Annotated in this window: 14 protein-coding genes and 1 pseudogene; 13 read left to right on the top strand and 2 right to left on the bottom strand. The window is 60.6% G+C overall.

What is annotated here, in order from left to right:
* Positions 1-229 precede the first annotated feature (229 nt).
* Positions 230-1,519, top strand: a complete 1,290-nt coding sequence (locus tag DKK75_RS05620; RefSeq protein ID WP_110452462.1) for a citrate synthase — start codon at positions 230-232, stop codon at positions 1,517-1,519.
* Positions 1,520-1,554: 35 nt separating this feature from the next.
* Here DKK75_RS05620 and dapD read toward each other — a convergent pair whose 3' ends face one another.
* On the bottom strand, positions 1,555-2,514 hold the full coding sequence (gene dapD, locus DKK75_RS05615; protein ID WP_110452461.1) for a 2,3,4,5-tetrahydropyridine-2,6-dicarboxylate N-succinyltransferase: 960 nt from the start codon (positions 2,512-2,514) through the stop codon (positions 1,555-1,557).
* Positions 2,515-2,658: 144 nt separating this feature from the next.
* Between dapD and DKK75_RS08290 the strand changes: the two genes are divergently transcribed.
* The 12 genes and pseudogenes from DKK75_RS08290 to DKK75_RS05560 all read left to right on the top strand — a co-directional run bounded on the left by DKK75_RS08290 (position 2,659) and on the right by DKK75_RS05560 (position 17,023).
* Positions 2,659-2,790 (top strand): hypothetical protein, encoded by a 132-nt coding sequence (locus tag DKK75_RS08290; RefSeq protein ID WP_258333171.1) that lies wholly within the window; start codon positions 2,659-2,661, stop codon positions 2,788-2,790.
* A 106-nt stretch (positions 2,791-2,896) separates the two neighbouring features.
* Positions 2,897-4,030 (top strand): peptide chain release factor 2, encoded by a 1,134-nt coding sequence (gene prfB, locus DKK75_RS05610; RefSeq protein WP_110452460.1) that lies wholly within the window; start codon positions 2,897-2,899, stop codon positions 4,028-4,030.
* A gap of 97 nt (positions 4,031-4,127) precedes the next feature.
* Positions 4,128-5,166, top strand: a pseudogene (ftsE, locus tag DKK75_RS08285) (cell division ATP-binding protein FtsE); the annotation flags it as partial.
* Between the two features lie 733 nt (positions 5,167-5,899).
* Positions 5,900-6,823 carry a permease-like cell division protein FtsX gene (ftsX, locus tag DKK75_RS05600; RefSeq protein ID WP_110452458.1) on the top strand — a complete coding sequence of 308 codons (924 nt, stop codon included), beginning with the start codon at positions 5,900-5,902 and terminating at the stop codon, positions 6,821-6,823.
* An 87-nt stretch (positions 6,824-6,910) separates the two neighbouring features.
* Entirely contained in the window at positions 6,911-8,320 is a 1,410-nt protein-coding gene (locus DKK75_RS05595; RefSeq protein WP_110452562.1) for a CHAP domain-containing protein, read from the top strand.
* Positions 8,321-8,412: 92 nt separating this feature from the next.
* Positions 8,413-8,889 (top strand): SsrA-binding protein SmpB, encoded by a 477-nt coding sequence (smpB, locus tag DKK75_RS05590; RefSeq protein WP_110452457.1) that lies wholly within the window; start codon positions 8,413-8,415, stop codon positions 8,887-8,889.
* 300 nt (positions 8,890-9,189) lie between these two features.
* Entirely contained in the window at positions 9,190-10,128 is a 939-nt protein-coding gene (locus tag DKK75_RS05585) for an ABC transporter substrate-binding protein (RefSeq protein ID WP_110452456.1), read from the top strand.
* A 110-nt stretch (positions 10,129-10,238) separates the two neighbouring features.
* The gene (locus tag DKK75_RS05580; protein ID WP_110452455.1) at positions 10,239-11,213 is read left to right on the top strand and encodes an amino acid ABC transporter permease; all 975 of its coding nucleotides are present in this window, start codon (positions 10,239-10,241) and stop codon (positions 11,211-11,213) included.
* A gap of 16 nt (positions 11,214-11,229) precedes the next feature.
* Positions 11,230-12,042: an amino acid ABC transporter ATP-binding protein gene (locus DKK75_RS05575; protein ID WP_110452454.1), complete on the top strand. Its 813-nt coding sequence runs from the start codon at positions 11,230-11,232 to the stop codon at positions 12,040-12,042.
* Positions 12,043-12,129: 87 nt separating this feature from the next.
* Positions 12,130-14,022, top strand: a complete 1,893-nt coding sequence (gene glmS, locus DKK75_RS05570; RefSeq protein WP_110452453.1) for a glutamine--fructose-6-phosphate transaminase (isomerizing) — start codon at positions 12,130-12,132, stop codon at positions 14,020-14,022.
* 9 nt (positions 14,023-14,031) lie between these two features.
* Positions 14,032-14,808: a pseudouridine synthase gene (locus DKK75_RS05565; protein WP_110452452.1), complete on the top strand. Its 777-nt coding sequence runs from the start codon at positions 14,032-14,034 to the stop codon at positions 14,806-14,808.
* 112 nt (positions 14,809-14,920) lie between these two features.
* Positions 14,921-17,023 carry a beta-galactosidase gene (locus tag DKK75_RS05560; protein ID WP_110452561.1) on the top strand — a complete coding sequence of 701 codons (2,103 nt, stop codon included), beginning with the start codon at positions 14,921-14,923 and terminating at the stop codon, positions 17,021-17,023.
* Here DKK75_RS05560 and DKK75_RS05555 read toward each other — a convergent pair.
* Positions 16,980-17,777, bottom strand: a complete 798-nt coding sequence (locus tag DKK75_RS05555; RefSeq protein ID WP_110452451.1) for a type III pantothenate kinase — start codon at positions 17,775-17,777, stop codon at positions 16,980-16,982. The two genes, DKK75_RS05560 and DKK75_RS05555, sit on opposite strands and share 44 nt — an antisense overlap.
* Positions 17,778-17,891 lie beyond the last annotated feature (114 nt).

Here is a 17,891-nt window from a genome sequence, read left to right as displayed (position 1 = left end):
ACCTTGTGTCTGCAGGCTGATGCAGGAAGGAAGACGGCACCTGCTTGGATCTGCGCGTTGTGGCTGGGGCGACGGATTCCTGCTGGCGGTTACAAGACGGTAATCGAAATCGTGGTTGTTTCTGCTAGCATGTCGGCAATTCCACGCCGGTACAGGTGCCGGTAGCCTGATCTGGCATGGCCGTCGACTCTCACTGGCACCTCACTGGCTGATTAGCAGGAGGTGCGTGGTGTCTACAGCACGGTTGTCCATCGATTCCGAACAGGTTGATCTTCCCCTGGTTCGCGCCACCGAAGGGCCCGATGGCATTCTGGTCTCCTCCTTGCGCAGCGACGGCTTGGTCACGCTTGATCCCGGTTTCCAGACCACAGCTCAGTGCGTTTCGAGAATCACGTTCATTGACGGCAAGCGGTCCATCCTGCGCTACAGAGGCTATGCCATTGAGGACCTGTGCGCCCAGTCCAATTTTCTTGAAGTGGCCTGGCTGCTGTCCCACGGCGAGCTGCCTGATGCCCATCAATACCAGGGGTTCCGCAGTCATGTCCTGGGTTACACGGTCGTAGGGGAGGACTTCCGCCATCTGCTCTCGTCCTTCCCCCGCCAGGCTCATCCCATGAGCGTGCTGGCCGCAGCGGTCAACGCTCTTGCTGGCTTTCACCCGGATACCTGTGATGTCGACGATCCCGACCAACTGAATGAGGCCAGCGCCATTATCATGGCCAAGGTGCGCACCATCGTCTCCCTGATTCACCGTCGTCGCCGCGACCAGCCTCTGCTCTACCCGGACAGGACCTGGGGCTATGTGGAGGACTTCCTGCGGATGAGCTTCGCCATGCCCTACCAGCCCTATCAGGCGGATCCTCTCAAGGTTCAGGCCTTGGACAAGCTCCTCATCATCCATGCCGACCATGAGCAGAACTGCTCCACCTCAGTGGTCCGGATTGCCGGGTCAGCCCGGGCCAACCTGTATTCGGCGGTGGCTGCTGGCATCAATACCCTGTCAGGTCCATTGCACGGAGGCGCCAATGAGGCTGTGCTGCGCCAGTTGAGGAGCATACGGGATTCCGGTCTGGGCGTACGCGGCTATGTGGACCAGGCCAAGAGCGAAGGGAGGAAAATCGCAGGCCTGGGTCACCGCGTCTATAAATCCTATGACCCACGCGCGGCCATAGCCAAGCAGTGGCTCTACACGCTTATGGACGAACCCGATCAGAACAGGAATGCCGAGGATGCAGAGCTCTTCGACGTAGCCTTGGAACTTGAGGATCTGGCCATGCATGACGATTACTTCGTCGAGCGCCATCTCTATCCCAACGTGGACTTCTACACCGGGCTCATCTACCGTGCCATCGGCTTCGACCCGGAAATGTTCACCACGCTCTTCGCATTGGGTCGCATCCCCGGATGGATCGCCCAGTACCGGGAGATGCTGGACGATCCTGATACGAAGATCGGTCGGCCCAGGCAGGTCTATACCGGCCAGGGTCCACGCGCGTATCTGCCCATGGAACAGCGCTGACCTTGATTATTCCTAAGCCCGACAGCTGGCTGGGCTCAGTTGGCATGCAGCCGCTCGTTCAGCTCGATCCCCTTCTTGCGGGGCAGGGCTCTGACCTGTCCGGTGCGGGAGTCCCGGATGAAGAGCAGATGATCCCGCCCGCTGAGCTCCGCTCCTTTGACCACCTGGTCGCCCAGACCGATCTTGGTGCCGGCGGTGACATAGAGACCGGCCTCAACCACGCAGTCATCGCCCAGGGAGATGCCGATGCCAGCGTTGGCTCCCAGCAACGAGTGCTGACCGATGGAGACCCGATGGCGGCCTCCGCCGGACAGGGTGCCCATGATGGAGGCCCCGCCGCCGATGTCCGAACCGTCTCCGACCACGACCCCTTGGGAGATCCGGCCTTCTACCATGGAGTGCCCTAGGGTTCCGGCGTTGAAATTAACGAACCCCTCATGCATGACTGTCGTTCCCGGTGCCAGATGGGCACCAAGTCGAATCCGATCAGCGTTGCCGATGCGTACACCCTCGGGAACCACGTAATCCACCATACGGGGGAACTTGTCCACGCTCAGCACTGTTACCTGCGTCAATGGGATGCCTGGCACGGAGCGTCTGGCTGCAGCCATGACCTCTGACCTGCGCAAGGCGAAGCCCTCCACGGCGAAGGGTCCGTAGTTGGTCCAGACCACCGTAGCCAGTTGTTCGAAGATTCCGTCCAGGTTCATGCTGTTGGGCGGAGTCAGGCGCATGCTGAGCAGATGAAGCCGCAGATAAGCGTCGGCTGCATCGGCTATCGGGCCATCCAGATCGGCCACGGTGAAGACCGGAACCCGGCGGATGCCGCGTGCATCGGGCTGGGTGTGGACCTGATCGCCGAAGTCGTGGTTGGGACGGTTCGCCGGGGTCGGTGGCGTGGAGATCTCGGCCTTCGGGTACCAGACATCCAGGGTCCGGCCCTGCTCGTCCTGGCTGGCCAGGCCCCAACCCCATGCGGTGCGTGCTGTGCTCATCGTTCCTCCTTCAGGCGGTGCAGTCATTTGATACAAGTTGCCTTACAGGATAGACCGGTCAGCGCGCAAGCAGGGCAAGGCTGTCCGACAGTTGGGTCGGGATCGTCGCCGTACAGGTCTTAGCCGATGAGTAAATTATCAATTATGAGTGCCTACAGTCATGAGCGGGAGCGCCGGGAGCGTCGGCGACGCAATACGGCCAGGGTCGTCTGCCTGGTCATCGCTGTGGCTTTGCTGGCTAGTCTTGTCATCCCCGTCATCTTCAGCGGCCTTTGACCCGGTTCGTCCGGTCGGCGGGAATCCGGCCGTCACAGGCAGGGCAAATGGGGCTGAAGACAGTGGCCGACTCGTGCGGAGCCGGTCCGGAAAGCGGTGAAACGGTATGGCAGAGATGGATTTTGCTCAGGCATTGGAGCAGGCCAGAGCCAAGTACGAGACGATTTCCAAGGCGCTGGATCCGGAGGGTCTGCGCTCGCGGATTGCTGATCTGGAGCGTCAGGCCAGCGCTCCCGGACTTTGGGACGACCAGGAGAATGCTCAGAAGGTGACCAGCAGGCTCTCGGCCCTGCAATCCCAGCTCAAGCACCTGGAGTCCGCGTCCTCCCGGCTGGGCGATGTACAGGCTCTGGAGGAGTTGGGCCAGGAGGAGCACGATCAGGACACCCTGGTGGAAGCCCGCAAGGAGATCGACTCCTTGAGGTCCGATCTGGCCGATATGGAGATTCAGACCCTGCTGGATGGGGAGTACGACGAGCGCGCCGCTGTGGTCACCATCCGCTCGGGAGCAGGCGGGGTGGATGCGGCCGATTGGGCCCAGATGCTCCTGCGCATGTACATGAGGTGGGCTGAGCGGCATGGCTTCTCCACCAAGGTCATGGACACCTCATACGCGGAGGAGGCCGGGATCAAGTCGGCCACTTTCCAGGTGGATGCCCCCTATGCCTACGGTCGGCTGTCGGTGGAGGGCGGCACCCATCGTCTGGTGCGGATCTCGCCCTTCGACAACCAAGGCCGAAGGCAGACTTCTTTCGCTGCTGTCGAGGTCATTCCTCTGGTGGAACCCACCGACCACATCGACATCCCCGACTCGGACATCCGAGTGGACACCTACTGCTCCTCCGGTCCCGGCGGCCAGGGAGTCAACACCACTTACTCGGCCGTGCGCATCACCCACCTGCCGACCAACATTGTGGTCACCATGCAGGATGAGCGCAGCCAGATTCAGAACCGTGCGGCTGCCATGGCTGTTCTGCAGTCCCGGCTGCTGGTTCTGCGGCACGAAGAGGAGGCCAAGAAGAAGAAGGAGCTGGCCGGCGACATCAAGGCCAGCTGGGGGGACCAGATGCGCTCATATGTGCTGCACCCCTACCAGATGGTCAAGGATTTGCGCACCGGATACGAGACCTCTGATACTCAAGGGGTGTTCGACGGCAACATTGATGCCTTTATCGAGGCCGGCATCCGTTGGCGGCATCAGCAGCGAGTTCAAGCCCGGGAAGAGGAATCCAGCAAGTAGAACTTCGTCCGGCTCAGACTTGGTCGGTGTTTCATGAGTGAATAGTGCAGGTCTTCTTGATAGCCTCTGTAGGGGAGTACCGAGGAACGGAGTGTCAATGGCGTTGATTTCGCTCAAGGACGTGACCAAGATCTACCCCAAGGGGTCCCGTCCAGCCTTGGATGACGTCAGCCTGGATGTCAATCGTGGGGATTTCGTCTTTCTAGTGGGCGCCAGCGGATCAGGCAAGACTACCCTGCTGCGACTGCTCCTGCGCGAGGAGGAGGCCACCGAGGGGGAGATCCGCGTGGCTGGCAACGACCTGCGACGTCTGCGCAACCGCGATGTCCCTGGGTATCGGCGTTCCATCGGTTTCGTCTTTCAGGATTACAAACTGCTCAATAATAAGACCGTATGGCAGAATGTGGCCTTCACCTTGGAGGTCATCGGCGCTCGGCGTACCACCATCAAGACCCTGGTACCCCAGGTGCTCAAGACTGTGGGGCTGACGGGCAAGGAACATAACTATCCTCACGAGCTCTCCGGCGGCGAGGCCCAGCGGGTGGCTCTGGCCCGGGCCTATGTCAACAATCCGGAAATTCTGCTTGCCGATGAGCCTACCGGCAATCTTGACCCAACCACCTCTCTGGGCATCATGGAGGTCTTGGATGCCATCAACAGGACTGGCACGACCGTGGTCATGGCCACCCATAATGAGGAAATCGTCAACTCCATGCGCAAGCGGGTGGTGGAGCTGCATACGGGTCGGATCATGCGTGACGAGGCACATGGCTCCTACGATTCTTCACGCTTCTTCCCGGATGCCGAAGTGGCGGCGCGCTCTCATCACGCTATCGGAGATCCCGCCGACGGTGATGCTCTGGACCGCGCCCGTGAGGCTGGAGTTGCAGGGCGCCGTCCAGTGCAGGTCGTCGTGCAGGATGGCAACAGCTCGGCCGCCAAGCCCATCGAGGATGGAACCAAGGGGGCTAAACAGGTGGTCCAGGCTGTTGCGCAGGCCATCAATAAGGGTCAGTACGGCGACGAGGGGATCGCACGGCTGGCCAAGTCCATGCATTCGGGGAGAACCGGACGTTATGGGCAGGTCTTCACTTCGGTGGAGGACACTCTGACCTGGGGCAAGGGGCTGAGCAGTCTTGAGTCGGCGCAGGAAGATTCCAGTCAGCACGAAGATTCGGCTGCAGGGCAGTCCGATCCTAGGACGGACCCTGACTCGGATCAGCGATTCCGCAGGCCTGATGCCCAGGGTAGCCAGGATCGGCCTGCTCGGTCGGGTGACGGTTCCACTGACAGAGGTCGTGACAAGGCAGAAACTGATCGCAACGAGTCAGCGAATCACGCTCGGACAGAGCGTTCGGCTTCCCGGGAATCCCGGGAGTCCGCCCCTGGCTCGGATGCTGCCGAGCCTGGATTGACCTCTGGAGGCGTGCCCCAGAATCAGCGGGCAGACGATTTGAGCAGCCAGCAGCACGACAGGAAACAAGTCAGCGGTCGCAAGGGACTTGCGCATGATGATCGCAATCGTGACCCTGGCCAAGGAGGTAGACAAAACGGCCATGGCAAACCCAGGAAGGACAGCAAGGCCAAGGACCGCCAATCGTTGAAGAACTCCTCCGCTGAGACTGGTGGACGTGAACAATGGTTCAAGGGGCCCGATCAGCCTTCGCGGTCTGATGATTCCAGTCCAGCCGAGCGAGCCGGAAAATCAAGCAAGGCTGCTGGCCAGCTAAAGCATGACGGCGCCGGGTCCGCAGGTGTGCCGCCGAAGCCTCCCGCTCCGCCCGAAGCGTCCAAGACATCCCAGAAGCGCCAAGGGAAGAATGACGCGCAAACTCAGGATGAGCATCACGACATGAAGAGGGCGGCACAATGAGACTGCGGTTCATTCTTTCCAGCACCTGGGACAACCTACGCCGCAACGGATCCATGATCCTTTCGGTCATGCTGGTCACCTTCATATCCTTTCTCTTCATTGGCGCATCGGGGCTTATGCAGGCTCAAATCAGCAAGGCCAAGGGGGACTGGTACGACCAGGTGGAAGTGGTGGTCTGGCTTTGCCCGGACGGGACCAGCCAGGCGGTTTCATGCGCTACCGGCAAGGCGCCTACCAATGACGAGATCGTCAAACTGGAAAACACCATAAACAACGAGCTGAGCGACTCTGTGGCCAAGATCACCTACCAAAGCCGGGAGGACTTCTTCAAGAACACCTTCCTCAAGCAGTACCCGGATGGCACATACGAGGGAAGAACCATGACCGCGGCGGACATGCAGGGCTCTCTGCGGCTCAAACTCAAGGATCCGACCAAATACCAGGTGGTATCCGAGGTGCTGTCCGGCCGTGATGGGGTAGAGGAGGTCTCCGATCAGCGTCAGATATTCGACCCGGTGTTCAAAATCCTCAACAGAGCCACAGCGGTTACACTGGTCCTGGCTGTGGTCATGGTAGTCGTGGCGATTCTCCTGACCGGCACCACCATCAGAATGAGTGCTGCCTCCCGTAGAAACGAGACCGAGATCATGAGACTGGTGGGGGCCTCTAACTGGACCATCCGGCTGCCCTTCATCCTTGAGGGCGTGGTGGCATCCCTGCTGGGTTCGCTCCTGGCTGTAGGAGCCCTGAGCGCCATCGTCAAGCTCTTCATCACGGACTGGCTGGCCCGCACGGTCCAATGGATGCCCTACGTGGACCAGTCAACAGTGCTGTTCATGGCTCCAGCGCTGATTCTGGGGGCCATGCTCTTGTCCGCGCTGGCCTCCTCCATCTCCCTGCGGCGTTACCTGCGAGCCTGATCCCTGGCGACGTGCCAATCGAGCTTAGGGCACAATCTCTGTCATAATGGTGACTAGCATGGATAAGTGATTGTGAGGGACTTGACCATGAATCGTACCACACGGTGGGATGCCATTTTCGGCATTATGGGATCATTGGCCATGATGCTCGGCGGTGGGATCCTAGGACTGACCGCAGCGCCCGAACCAGCCCGAGCCGACTGGAGCAGCTACCAGCAGAAGGTTCAGAGCCACGCGGCTCTGAAGAGCAAGCTGGCCGGTGTCAGCGCTCAGCTAGCCAACCAGATACTCAGTCTTGATGATCTGACTTCCAACCAGATTCCGGCTGCACAGCAGAGCGCCATTGAAGCCCAGCAGCAGGCGCAGCAGGCCGACAGCTTGGTTCAGGCCACCAATGACCGACTGCAGGCTGCCCGCAAGGATCGTGCAGATCTGGAAGCCAAGATACGTCAGACCGGCATTGACTATGACGATGCCAAGGCTGGCGTGGCGCAGATGGCCAGAAAGAGCTTTCACGGGTCTGAGACTTCTCAGATCATGGACGTGGTAACCAAGTCTTCGAGCACCCAGGATTTCGTGGACAAGATGCAGTCCGATGCGGCTGTGACCAGGTCCGAAGCCAATACGGCCAACGATGCAGCCGGCACCCTCAACTCCTCTATGAACCGCAAGCAGCGCCTGGAGGCTATCGAGGAGCAGATCAGTTCCCTGAAGGCCAAGGCTGATCAGCAGCAGGCGGTAGCCCAGCAGGCGGTAGCGGCGGCGCAGGCCAAGCAGGACCATCTGCAGGCCTTGCGTGACCAGGGCACCGCGGCCCGCAAACAGCTGGAGAGTCAAAAGGCCGCCCTGACCACGCAGTCGGCCCGTGAGGCTGCAGAAATCGTGGCTACTGAATCCATGATCGACTCTCTGAACACCGGCAATCCAGGCGGCGGCGCCGACCCACATGCCGCCGGAGCCCAGCAGATCAGCAGCGGTGGCGGCGGCTCCCGTCCATCACAGGCTTCACGGCCTACACCACCTAGCAACAATGGTGGTAGAGGCAACGGTGGTGGCGGTGCCTCCGGCATGAATTATGCAGTGCCTGGCAGTTGTCCTTCAGGTTCTGGATTCTGTTATGGCCATAACACCGGCAATTCAGTGGGTGGCAGTGCCTACCCTGCCCGACAATGCACCTTATGGGCCTATATACGCCGTTCGCAGCTGGCTCTGCCTGTGGGATCCTATATGGGCAACGGGGCTGATTGGGCCAGCACGGCACGTAGCTTGGGCTATTTGGTCAACAACACTCCGCATGTGGGCGCCGCCATGGTCTTCGCCCGTGGCCAGCGGGTTACGAATTGGAATGCTGACTGGAGCTATGGCCATGTGGCTGTGGTCGAACGGGTTAATGCAGATGGATCGGTGCTCATCTCCGAAGGAGGCACCGGCTTCGCTTCCTTCCCGACTTATGAGACGGTCTATGGGGCCCGCAACTACCAATACATTCATTACTGACTCAGCTGCGGGCCAGGTCCGCCACCAGGTGCGCCACTGTCGCTGTCCGGAGTGCCAGGTAGCCTCCTTGGCGCAATCCAGAGGAGAATAGTATGGCTAAGGAGACTGGCACATCCATGATCGCCCAGAACCGCCGGGCCCGTCATGACTACCAGATCGAGGACCGCTACGAGGCCGGCATCGCCCTGACCGGGACTGAAGTCAAGTCCCTGCGCGAGGGACGTGCCTCCCTGGCCGAGTCGTTTGTCAGTATCGACCGGCGGCACGAAGTCTGGTTGGAGAATGCCAATATCCCTGAATATCTCAACGGCACCTGGAACAACCACGCCCCCAAGCGCAAGCGCAAGCTGCTTCTCCACGCCAAGCAGATCGTTCGTTTGGAAAGGCAGATTCAGGCCAAGGGCTACACGATCGTTCCACTGAGCCTGTACTTCAAGGACGGCAGAGTCAAGGTCGAGATTGCCGTGGCACGAGGCAAGCGCGAGTACGACAAGCGTCAGGCCCTGCGGGAGGAGCAGGATCGACGTGATGCCCAGAGGGCTATGCGCTACCGGAACAGGCGGGGCTGAGCTTGACCCAAGCGCTTCCGGACTTTCGTATAAGCCTCTTAAAAACTGATAATCGCCTGCTGCTGCCTTCCGGCTCTATGCAGATTCGACACGCCGGGAGTCGATGGCAGTAAACGGCCTCGGATGGTGCCTTTAGCCTGCAATTGAGCCAAAAACCACCAGGATCAGCAGTCTGCAATTCTTATCAACCCTCATACATGTGCATAAAAATACAAATGTGTGCATAATAGTGCATGTCAACCAAGAGACAACCAAGAGCAATGAGGGGTCGCTTCGGAGCGGTCCGGAAGAGGAGAAGAGATGGGCAAGATCAAGGCGGTGCTGGCGGCGGCTCTGAGTGTCACCCTGCTGGCATCCATCGGGGCCTGCGGAACCACCGACGAGTCGGACAGCAACAGTGCGTCGGGCAAGGCGACCACCAGCTCCCATCCAGCAGCTTTTGACGTCAGCGGCATCAAGAAGGATCCGGCCATCGCAGCCAAGGTGCCCGAGTCTGTTTCCAAGGACGGGAAGCTGACTGTAGGCATGGAGACCTCATATGCGCCTGGCGAGTTCATGAATGAGGATGGGAAGACTCCCATTGGCTACGATGTGGATCTGTCGAATGCCATTGCCAAGGTGATGGGGCTCAAGGGAGAGATGGTCAGCGCCTCCTTCGATACCATCATTCCAGCCATAGGCAGCAAGTACGACGCGGGCATCTCCAGCTTCACCATCACCAAGGAGCGAATGCAGTCTGTCGACTTCGTAACCACTTTCAAGGCGGGCACGGCCTTTGCTGTCAAGAAGGGCAATCCCTCCAAGATCAATCCTGACGACATTTGCGGCGTCAAGGTCGGTGTGCAGACGGGCACCATCGAAGAGCAGCAGGCGACCGATAAGATCTCGGCCGAGTGCAAGGCCAAGGGCAAGAAGCCGGTGGATGTCCAGTCCTACAAGCAGCAGACCGATGCCGCCACAGCGGTGGTCAACGGCAAAATCGATGTCTTCTACGCCGATTCCCAGGTGACCGGGTACGCCATCAAGCAGACTGATGGCCAGCTGGAGAAGCTGGGCAAGGATACTGACATCGTCCTCCAGGGCGCCGCTCTGAAGAAGGGCAGCGGCATGGCCGAGGCCACACAGGCGGCTCTTCAGAAGCTGATCGACGACGGCACCTACGCCAGGATTCTCAAGAATTGGGGTGTTCAGAGCGGGGCAGTCGAAAAGGCCGAGATCAACCCTGCAGTCTCTGACTGAGACAGGTCCAGGCGCGGATCGGAGCAACAGCCGGTCCGCGTTTTCAGAGGTTGGTCCGATTCGATAGGCTGGGCCCTGAATAGGTTCAGCGGTATGGAAGGAAGCAGGAGATGCGTACCAAGAAGGGGACGGACCCGGTTCAGATCCCCGGCAGAATACAGGCCAGGCCGGTGCGTAAGCCGGGGCCGATCGTGGCTGCCGTCATCGTGGCCATCTTCGTAGCCATGCTGATCCACGGCATGATGACCAATCCTAATTTTGATTGGCCCACAGTCTGGAAGTACCTCTTCAATGAGCATGTCCTGGACGGCATCAAGTGGACTCTTCTTCTTACCGTCTACGCCATGGTCCTGGCTACGATCCTGGCCATCATCCTGGCGGTCATGCGCAAGTCATCCAATCCGGTTCTGCGCTGGGTCAGCTGGTTCTTCATCTGGTTCTTCCGTGGCACTCCCGTATACACCCAGCTGGTCTTCTGGGGCCTTCTGTCCGTGCTGATTCCCAAGCTGGCCATCGGCATCCCCTTTGGTCCCGAATTCTGGAGCATCGACACCAAGACCGTGCTGAACGCCACCGTGGCCACGGTTCTGGGTCTGGGACTCAACGAGGCCGCCTACCTTTCCGAAATCGTCCGTGCCGGTATCGAAGCCGTGGACCCCGGCCAGGAGGAGGCCGCCAAGGCTCTGGGAATGCCGCCATCCATGATCATGCGGCGGATCGTCCTGCCTCAAGCCATGCGCATCATCGTGCCGCCCACCGGCAACGAGACCATCGGCATGCTCAAGACCACATCCCTGGCCCTTGCCGTGCCCTTCACCCTGGAGCTCCAGTTCGCCACCAACGCCATCGCCAACCGCATCTACAAAACCATCCCGCTGTTGATTGTGGCCTGCATATGGTATCTGGTCATCACCTCCGTTCTGATGGTCATCCAGGCCCAGCTGGAGAAGCACTACGGCAAGGGCTTCGACTCGCGGCCCCTGGCCGGGTCGGGGACCAAGAACGGCAAGGATGGCGAGGATCCGCAGACCCGTCAGGAGGCTGATAAGGTCAACAAGGTCATGATGGCCGGGCTGAACGCCTGAGCGCAGGAGGAGAATCATGGACGAGGACAGGAAGATCAAGAAAGACGGTCAAGGCGGCAAGGATCCGGCTATCGTCATCAGGAATGTCCACAAGGTGTTCGGTGATCAGCATGTGCTGCGGGGGATCAGCCTGGAGGTCATGCCCGGCACGGTAACAGCCGTCCTAGGGCCTTCCGGTTCAGGCAAGTCAACGCTGCTGCGGCTGATCAACCAGCTGGAGACCCGTACAGCCGGCGAAATCTATGTCGACGGCGAGCTGACCGGATACCGGAAGATCGATACCGGCAAGGGCCCTGTGCTGCAGACCCTGGACGACAAGGCCATTGCCAGGCAGCGGTCCAAAATAGGCATGGTCTTTCAGCGCTTCAACCTCTTTCCCCATATGACCGCTCTGGAGAATGTCATGGAGGCGCCGGTCCATGTGGGCCGGGTTTCCAAGACCAATGCCCGCCAGGAGGCTCAGGCCCAGCTGGAACGCGTAGGTCTGGAGGACAGGATGGACTACTATCCCGCCCAGCTCTCCGGCGGTCAGCAACAGCGTGTGGCCATCGCGCGAGCCCTGGCCATGCACCCCGACATCATGCTCTTCGACGAGCCCACCTCAGCTCTGGATCCAGAGCTGGTGGGGGAGGTCTTAGGGGTCATGCGGCAGGTTGCTCAACAGGGCATGACCATGGTGGTGGTCACCCATGAGATGGGCTTCGCGCGCGAGGTCGCCGAGCAGATCGTCTTCATGGATCAGGGCGTCGTGGTGGAGCAGGGAGGCCCTGATATTATCGACCATCCTCGCACCGAGAGGTTTGCCGAATTCCTGCATACCGTGCTCTAGGCTCAGGCTCGGTTCAGGTTGTAGAAATTCCGGCAAGAAGCCTTCCGGACGGGCGACGCGGGAACTCCCGTGGCTAGACTGGGGCCCATGTGCGGAATCGTGGGTTATGCAGGATCAGTACGGACGGCCTGCGGCAGGCCCCTGGAGGTCTGCCTCAAGGGTCTGGAACGCTTGGAGTACCGGGGGTATGACTCGGCCGGAGTAGCCTTGGCCGCCCCGGGTATGACGCAGGTGGCCGTGCGCAAGAAGGCGGGGCGCCTGGACAATCTGGCTGCTGATCTGAAGGCCAAGCCCATGCCTGAGGCCACTGTGGGCATCGGGCACACCCGCTGGGCCACCAATGGCGAGCCCACCGATGTTAATGCTCATCCCCACATCAGCCGTGATGGCAAGGTCGCGCTGATTCACAACGGGATTATCGAGAACGCCTCCAGACTGCGGCTGGATCTGGAGACCGAGGGTTATGCTTTCGTCTCCTCCACGGACACTGAAGTGGCGGCCAAGCTTCTTGGCAAGATCACCCAGGAGATCATTGATGCCACTGGCCAGCCCGACGTCTTCGAGGCCATCAGGCGGTTGGCGCGCATGCTCAAAGGAGCTTTCACCATCCTGGCGGTGGACTCGCGGCAGCCCGATCTGGTGGTTGGCGTCCGACATGATTCGCCGCTGGTGGTCGGCCTGGGAGATGGCGAGAACTACCTGGGCTCCGATGTAGCGGCCTTCGTGGCATATACCCGTCAGGCCATGGAGCTGGGGCAGGATCAGGCTGTCTGCATCAGCGCGGACCAGGTCATGGTCACCGACTTTCAGGGGCATCCGGTGGAGCATCCGCGCCGCTATACCGTCGACTGGGATGCCTCAGCCGCCGAAAAGGGCGGATGGGATTCCTTCATGGACAAGGAGATCCATGAGGACCCTGCGGCGGTTTCCAACACGTTGCTGGGCCGGTACGACGAGTCGGGCGACCTGGATCTGGACGAGGTCCACATCGATGAGGAGATATTCCGCCAGATCGACAAGATCATCGTCGTGGCCTGTGGGACGGCCTCCTACGCGGGGCTGGTGGCCAAGTACGCCATTGAGCACTGGGTCCGCATCCCCGTGGAGGTCGAGCTGGCCCATGAATTCCGCTACCGTGATCCCATCCTGACCCCGCGCACGCTGATCGTGGCCATTTCCCAGTCCGGGGAGACCATGGACACGCTGATGGCGCTTCGGCATGCACGCGAGCAGGGTTCACGGGTTCTGGCCATCTGCAACACCCAGGGATCCACCATCCCTAGGGAGTCCGACGCTGTACTCTACACCCACGCCGGTCCCGAAGTGGCTGTGGCTTCCACCAAGGCTTTCCTGGCGCAGATCGTGGCAGCCTACTTGCTGGGCCTCTACCTGGCTCAGGTCAAGGGGACCATGTACCGGGACGAGATTCATCAGACCATCGACAACCTCAAGGCTATGCCTGCCAAGATTCAGACAGTGCTGGACGGGCAGGCCGAGGTCATCAAACAGACGGCTCAGCGCCTGTCCAATGCCCGCTCCTTCCTCTTTCTGGGGCGGCATGTTGGCTATCCGGTAGCCCTGGAGGGGGCGCTCAAGCTCAAGGAGATCGCCTACATCTTCACCGAGGGATTTGCTGCCGGGGAGCTCAAGCACGGCCCTATCGCTCTGGTGGAGCCGGGAGAGCCCGTGGTGGTCATCGTCCCCAGTGCCCGGGGCCGCAATGTGCTGCATGACAAGGTCATCTCCGCCATCGAGGAAGTCAAGGCTCGCGGCGCCTTCACCATCGTGGTGGCTGAGGAGGGCGACCCTGATGCCGACCGTTATGCCGATGTGGTCTTTTGGAGGCAGCCCTGCCCGACCTTGCTCAGCCCCCTGGTTGATGTAGTGCCCTTGCAGCTGTTCGCCTTGGACATGGCCCAGCTCAAGGGCCTGGACGTGGACAAGCCCCGTAACCTGGCCAAGTCGGTCACTGTGGAATAGAGGCTGTCAGTGGTCGTCGGGTCCGGGCAGCGGGGGCATCGGATCGTCCTGGAGGAGCCGCAGATTCCTTTCGATCCCAAAGTCATTTACGAGGATCGGCGCATCATTGTGGTCGACAAGCCTCACTTCCTGGCCACCACGCCTAGAGGGATGTGGTACGCAGACACCGTGCTGATCCGTATGCGCCAGCTGTACGGGGAGCTTGACATCACACCAGCCCACAGGCTTGACAGAGCCACCGCAGGCGTGCTGGTCCTGGTGCGAGATCCGGCTGCCAGGCGGGCCTACCAGATGCTTTTTCAGGAGCATCGCGTGCGCAAGGTTTACCAGTGTCTGGCGCCAGTGCGACCCATAGTTCGTCCTCGCACTGGCACTGTGCGACATATGAACCCGCCACGGATCTTCCCGCTGGAGCGCCGCTCCAGAGTGATCAAACGCCGAGGGGTTCTCCAAGCCTGGGAGGAGCGTGGGCCGGTCAATGCCGTTACCCGAATCGAGCTGACGGTGGGCCAAGGTCCTGCGGCTGCGGATTCCCGAGGATGTCTGGCCACATATACGCTCTATCCGCAGACGGGCAAGACCCATCAGCTTCGGGTGCATATGAACGCCCTTGGTCTGCCCATAGCGGGTGACGATCTCTATCCCAGGATTCAGACCCGTGCCTACGACGACTACTCCAGGCCGCTGCAATTGGTGGCTCGATGCCTGGAATTCACGGACCCCTTCACAGGGGTTAAGCGTTCCTTCGTTTCCTCTGTACCTTTGAATCCTCAAGGAGAAGTCTGAACAGTCACCCTGGTGGGACATAATGGTCCAGGGGATCCCGGAGCTGCGGGACGACGTGGACGCGGCAGGCATCCCCGTCCGAGGATCAAGACGGACCAGGAGGTTCTATCCCATGAGTAAACCGACAAGGCGGCCCTATCGATGGCCCAAGCATCTCAAGGGTCAGCAGTCACTCTGGTACGGATGCGACTACAACCCCGATCAGTGGCCCGAGGATACCTGGGATGAGGACATCAGGCTCATGACCAAGGCCGGGGTCAATGTGGTGGCCCTGGCGGTCTTCTCCTGGTCACGCATAGAGCCCAGCCAGGGGGTTTTCGATTTTGATTGGCTGGACCGGATCATCGACAAGCTTGGTCGGGCGGGCATCGGAGTCAACTTAGCCTCGGCTACGGCCTCGCCTCCCTTGTGGCTGACCCAGGCCCATCCCGAAGTCCTGCTCAGGGACGAGCGCGGCGATACGGTCTGGCCCGGGGCCCGGCAGCACTGGCGGCCAACCTCGCCGATCTTCCGCTCCTACGCCTTGAAGCTTTGCCGTGCTATGGCCGAGCACTATCGGGACAACCCTTATTTGGTGGCATGGCATGTGGGCAATGAGTATGGTTGCCACAATCGCTTCGACTATTCCGACGACGCCATGAGGGCTTTTCAGCGCTGGTGCCGCCGCCGCTACAAGGACATCGAGGCCGTAAACCGCGCCTGGGGCACGGATTTCTGGTCACAGAGGCTGAGCGACTTCTCGCAGATCCTGCCTCCGCGTTTCATCGGCCAGGGGAATTTTCAGAATCCGGGCCGCATGCTGGATTTTGAGCGGTTCAGCTCCGATGCTCTCAAGGATTTCTATATGGCCGAGCGTGACGCCTTGGCTGAGATCACCCCGGATATTCCCCTGACCACTAATTTCATGGTCAGCGCTGAGGGGTTCGCTCTGGACTACGACGACTGGGGCGGCCAGGTGGACTTTGTATCCAACGACCACTATGCGACGCCGGGCAGGGATCATCTGGAGGAGCTGGCCTATTCCTCCAGCCTGGTGGATGCCATCGCCCGTCGGCGTCCCTGGTGGCTTATGGAACAGGCCACATCGGCGGTCAACTGGCGGCCGATCAACCCTCGCAAGGAGCCCGGACAGCTGGAGCGAGATTCTCTGGCCCACCTGGCACTGGGAGCTGATGCCATCTGCTACTTCCAGTGGAGGCAGTCACGGGCTGGCGCGGAAAAGTTCCATTCGGCCATGCTGCCTCATGCTGGCGAAGACACGGCCGTCTTCCGTGACGTCTGCCAGCTGGGAGAGGATCTGCAGGGACTCTCGCAGGCCGGTCTGGCCGGCAGCACGCTGGCCAGGGCTCCGCTGGCCTTGGTCTTCGACTACGAAAGCCAGTGGGCCAGCTCCCATACAGCCTCGCCCAGCGATCGGGTCGAGCATGGGCAGGAGCCGCCGGTCTGGTACCGAGCCTTCCTGGACAACGCCATACGACCTGATGTCCTGCCGGTCAGGGCCGCTTGGGAGGAGTATCCGCTAGTGGTCCTGCCTGCTCTCTACCTGATCGACGCCGATCTCTCCAAGCGACTGCATAAGTACGTAGATGGGGGAGGGCGGCTGATCGTCACATGGGGAAGCGGGATCGCCGACGAGCAGGACCGCGTCTGGACAGGAGGATATCCGGGGCCGCTTCGGGACCTGCTGGGCCTGTCGGTCGAGGAATTCGCACCCATGGCTTCCGGAATGCCTGGTCTGCTGAACCATCTGAATCTGACCAACGGGGTCACGGCGCGCGATTGGGCCGATGTCATTGGCAGCTTGGATAAGAGCACCAAAGTCCTGGCAAGTTACCAGGCGGATCCTTGGACAGGCATGGATGGCATGCCAGCCATGACCGTACATGCCTGGGGTCATGGCAAGGCCGTCTACCTAGGTTGCCGTCTGGATGCCCAGGATCTGGCCAAGGTCATTCCTTCCCTGCTGGAGGCACTGGATGTGGCCGATATGAGGTCTGCCCAAGCTGATCCCGGGCTGCTGAGAATCGAGAGGGTCAGCGGGGATGGCCGGACGCGCTTCGCTTTTCTATTCAACCGTACCAAGCATCCGGTGCAGGTTCAGCTGGAGGGCCAGGTTCTAGTGGGCTCCTTGGCTGGCGTCGACGTGGATGGAAAGCAGGCCAGTCTGCAGGTCAATGGCGCGCTGGTGCAGCGTGTGGTCGCCCATCGGCATTGAGCTGGTGAATCCTGTACATGCCGGCGAAGATCAGCTCGGGGTCGTAGACCTCGATCAGGTCGGTGTCCTGTGAAAAAGCGCGACCCATGCCGCCTGTGGCCACCACGTGGAAGTCTTGGCCGATCTCGCTGCGGAACTGGCGGATGATCCTTTCCAAGCCGCCAAGGAAGTTGTAGTAAAGTCCGGCCTGCATGGCTGTCCTGGTGCCCGTGGCCATGATGGTCTCTGGGCGGGTGATCTCAACCTGGGGCAGTTGGGCGGTCTGTCCGGCAAGGGCCTGGGCCCCCGAGCGGATGCCCGGCACGATCAGACCGGAGCGGATGGCGCCCTTGGCATCCACATAGTTAAAAGTGGTGGCCGTGCCGAAGTCGATGACCAAGGCCGGCCCTCCGTAGCAGTGGAAGGCGCCCACGCAGTCGGCCAGACAGTCGGCACCTAGGGAACGCGGGTCATCCAGACGGATGTTCATGCCTGTCTTCACGCCTGGACCCACCACCATTGGGTCGATGGAAAAGAAGCGAATCAGGCAGGACCTCAAGGCGTGCATGACCGCAGGAGCCACTGAAGAGATGATGGCATCCTCCACATCCGAAGTCCTGTAGCCGGACAGAGCCATGAGCTGTCCCAGCAGAAGCCCGAACTCATCGGCCGTGTGGTCGATTCTTGTCGTCAGGCGGTAGGATGCGGCGACCTGGCCGTCCTCCATGAATCCGACCTCGATGTTGGTGTTTCCTATGTCGATGGCCAGCAGCATCTCTGTTCCTCCCTGCCGTCGTTCGGGCACTTAGCGCTTTTTCGAATCCATCCTAAGCGCAGAAGCCTCGGTGATGGCTTTGGGGAGTATGCTGGTGGGCGGTGATCGACCATA

Origin of the sequence: Bifidobacterium asteroides (assembly GCF_003202695.1) — a bacterium.
Lineage (GTDB): Bacteria > Actinomycetota > Actinomycetes > Actinomycetales > Bifidobacteriaceae > Bombiscardovia > Bombiscardovia asteroides_G.
The sequence above is the reverse complement of the archived record's forward strand: the minus strand, read 5'-3'. Positions and strand labels throughout refer to the sequence as shown.

Excerpts from the sequence above, each read along its gene's own strand:
- dapD (WP_110452461.1), bottom strand. The coding sequence starts at position 2,514 with ATGAGCACAGCACGCACCGCATGGGGTTGGGGCCTGGCCAGCCAGGAC.
- DKK75_RS05580 (WP_110452455.1), top strand. The coding sequence starts at position 10,239 with ATGCGTACCAAGAAGGGGACGGACCCGGTTCAGATCCCCGGCAGAATA.
- DKK75_RS08290 (WP_258333171.1), top strand. The coding sequence starts at position 2,659 with ATGAGTGCCTACAGTCATGAGCGGGAGCGCCGGGAGCGTCGGCGACGC.
- glmS (WP_110452453.1), top strand. The coding sequence starts at position 12,130 with ATGTGCGGAATCGTGGGTTATGCAGGATCAGTACGGACGGCCTGCGGC.
- smpB (WP_110452457.1), top strand. The coding sequence starts at position 8,413 with ATGGCTAAGGAGACTGGCACATCCATGATCGCCCAGAACCGCCGGGCC.
- ftsX (WP_110452458.1), top strand. The coding sequence starts at position 5,900 with ATGAGACTGCGGTTCATTCTTTCCAGCACCTGGGACAACCTACGCCGC.
- prfB (WP_110452460.1), top strand. The coding sequence starts at position 2,897 with ATGGCAGAGATGGATTTTGCTCAGGCATTGGAGCAGGCCAGAGCCAAG.
- DKK75_RS05585 (WP_110452456.1), top strand. The coding sequence starts at position 9,190 with ATGGGCAAGATCAAGGCGGTGCTGGCGGCGGCTCTGAGTGTCACCCTG.
- DKK75_RS05555 (WP_110452451.1), bottom strand. The coding sequence starts at position 17,777 with ATGCTGCTGGCCATCGACATAGGAAACACCAACATCGAGGTCGGATTC.
- DKK75_RS05575 (WP_110452454.1), top strand. The coding sequence starts at position 11,230 with ATGGACGAGGACAGGAAGATCAAGAAAGACGGTCAAGGCGGCAAGGAT.
- DKK75_RS05560 (WP_110452561.1), top strand. The coding sequence starts at position 14,921 with ATGAGTAAACCGACAAGGCGGCCCTATCGATGGCCCAAGCATCTCAAG.
- DKK75_RS05595 (WP_110452562.1), top strand. The coding sequence starts at position 6,911 with ATGAATCGTACCACACGGTGGGATGCCATTTTCGGCATTATGGGATCA.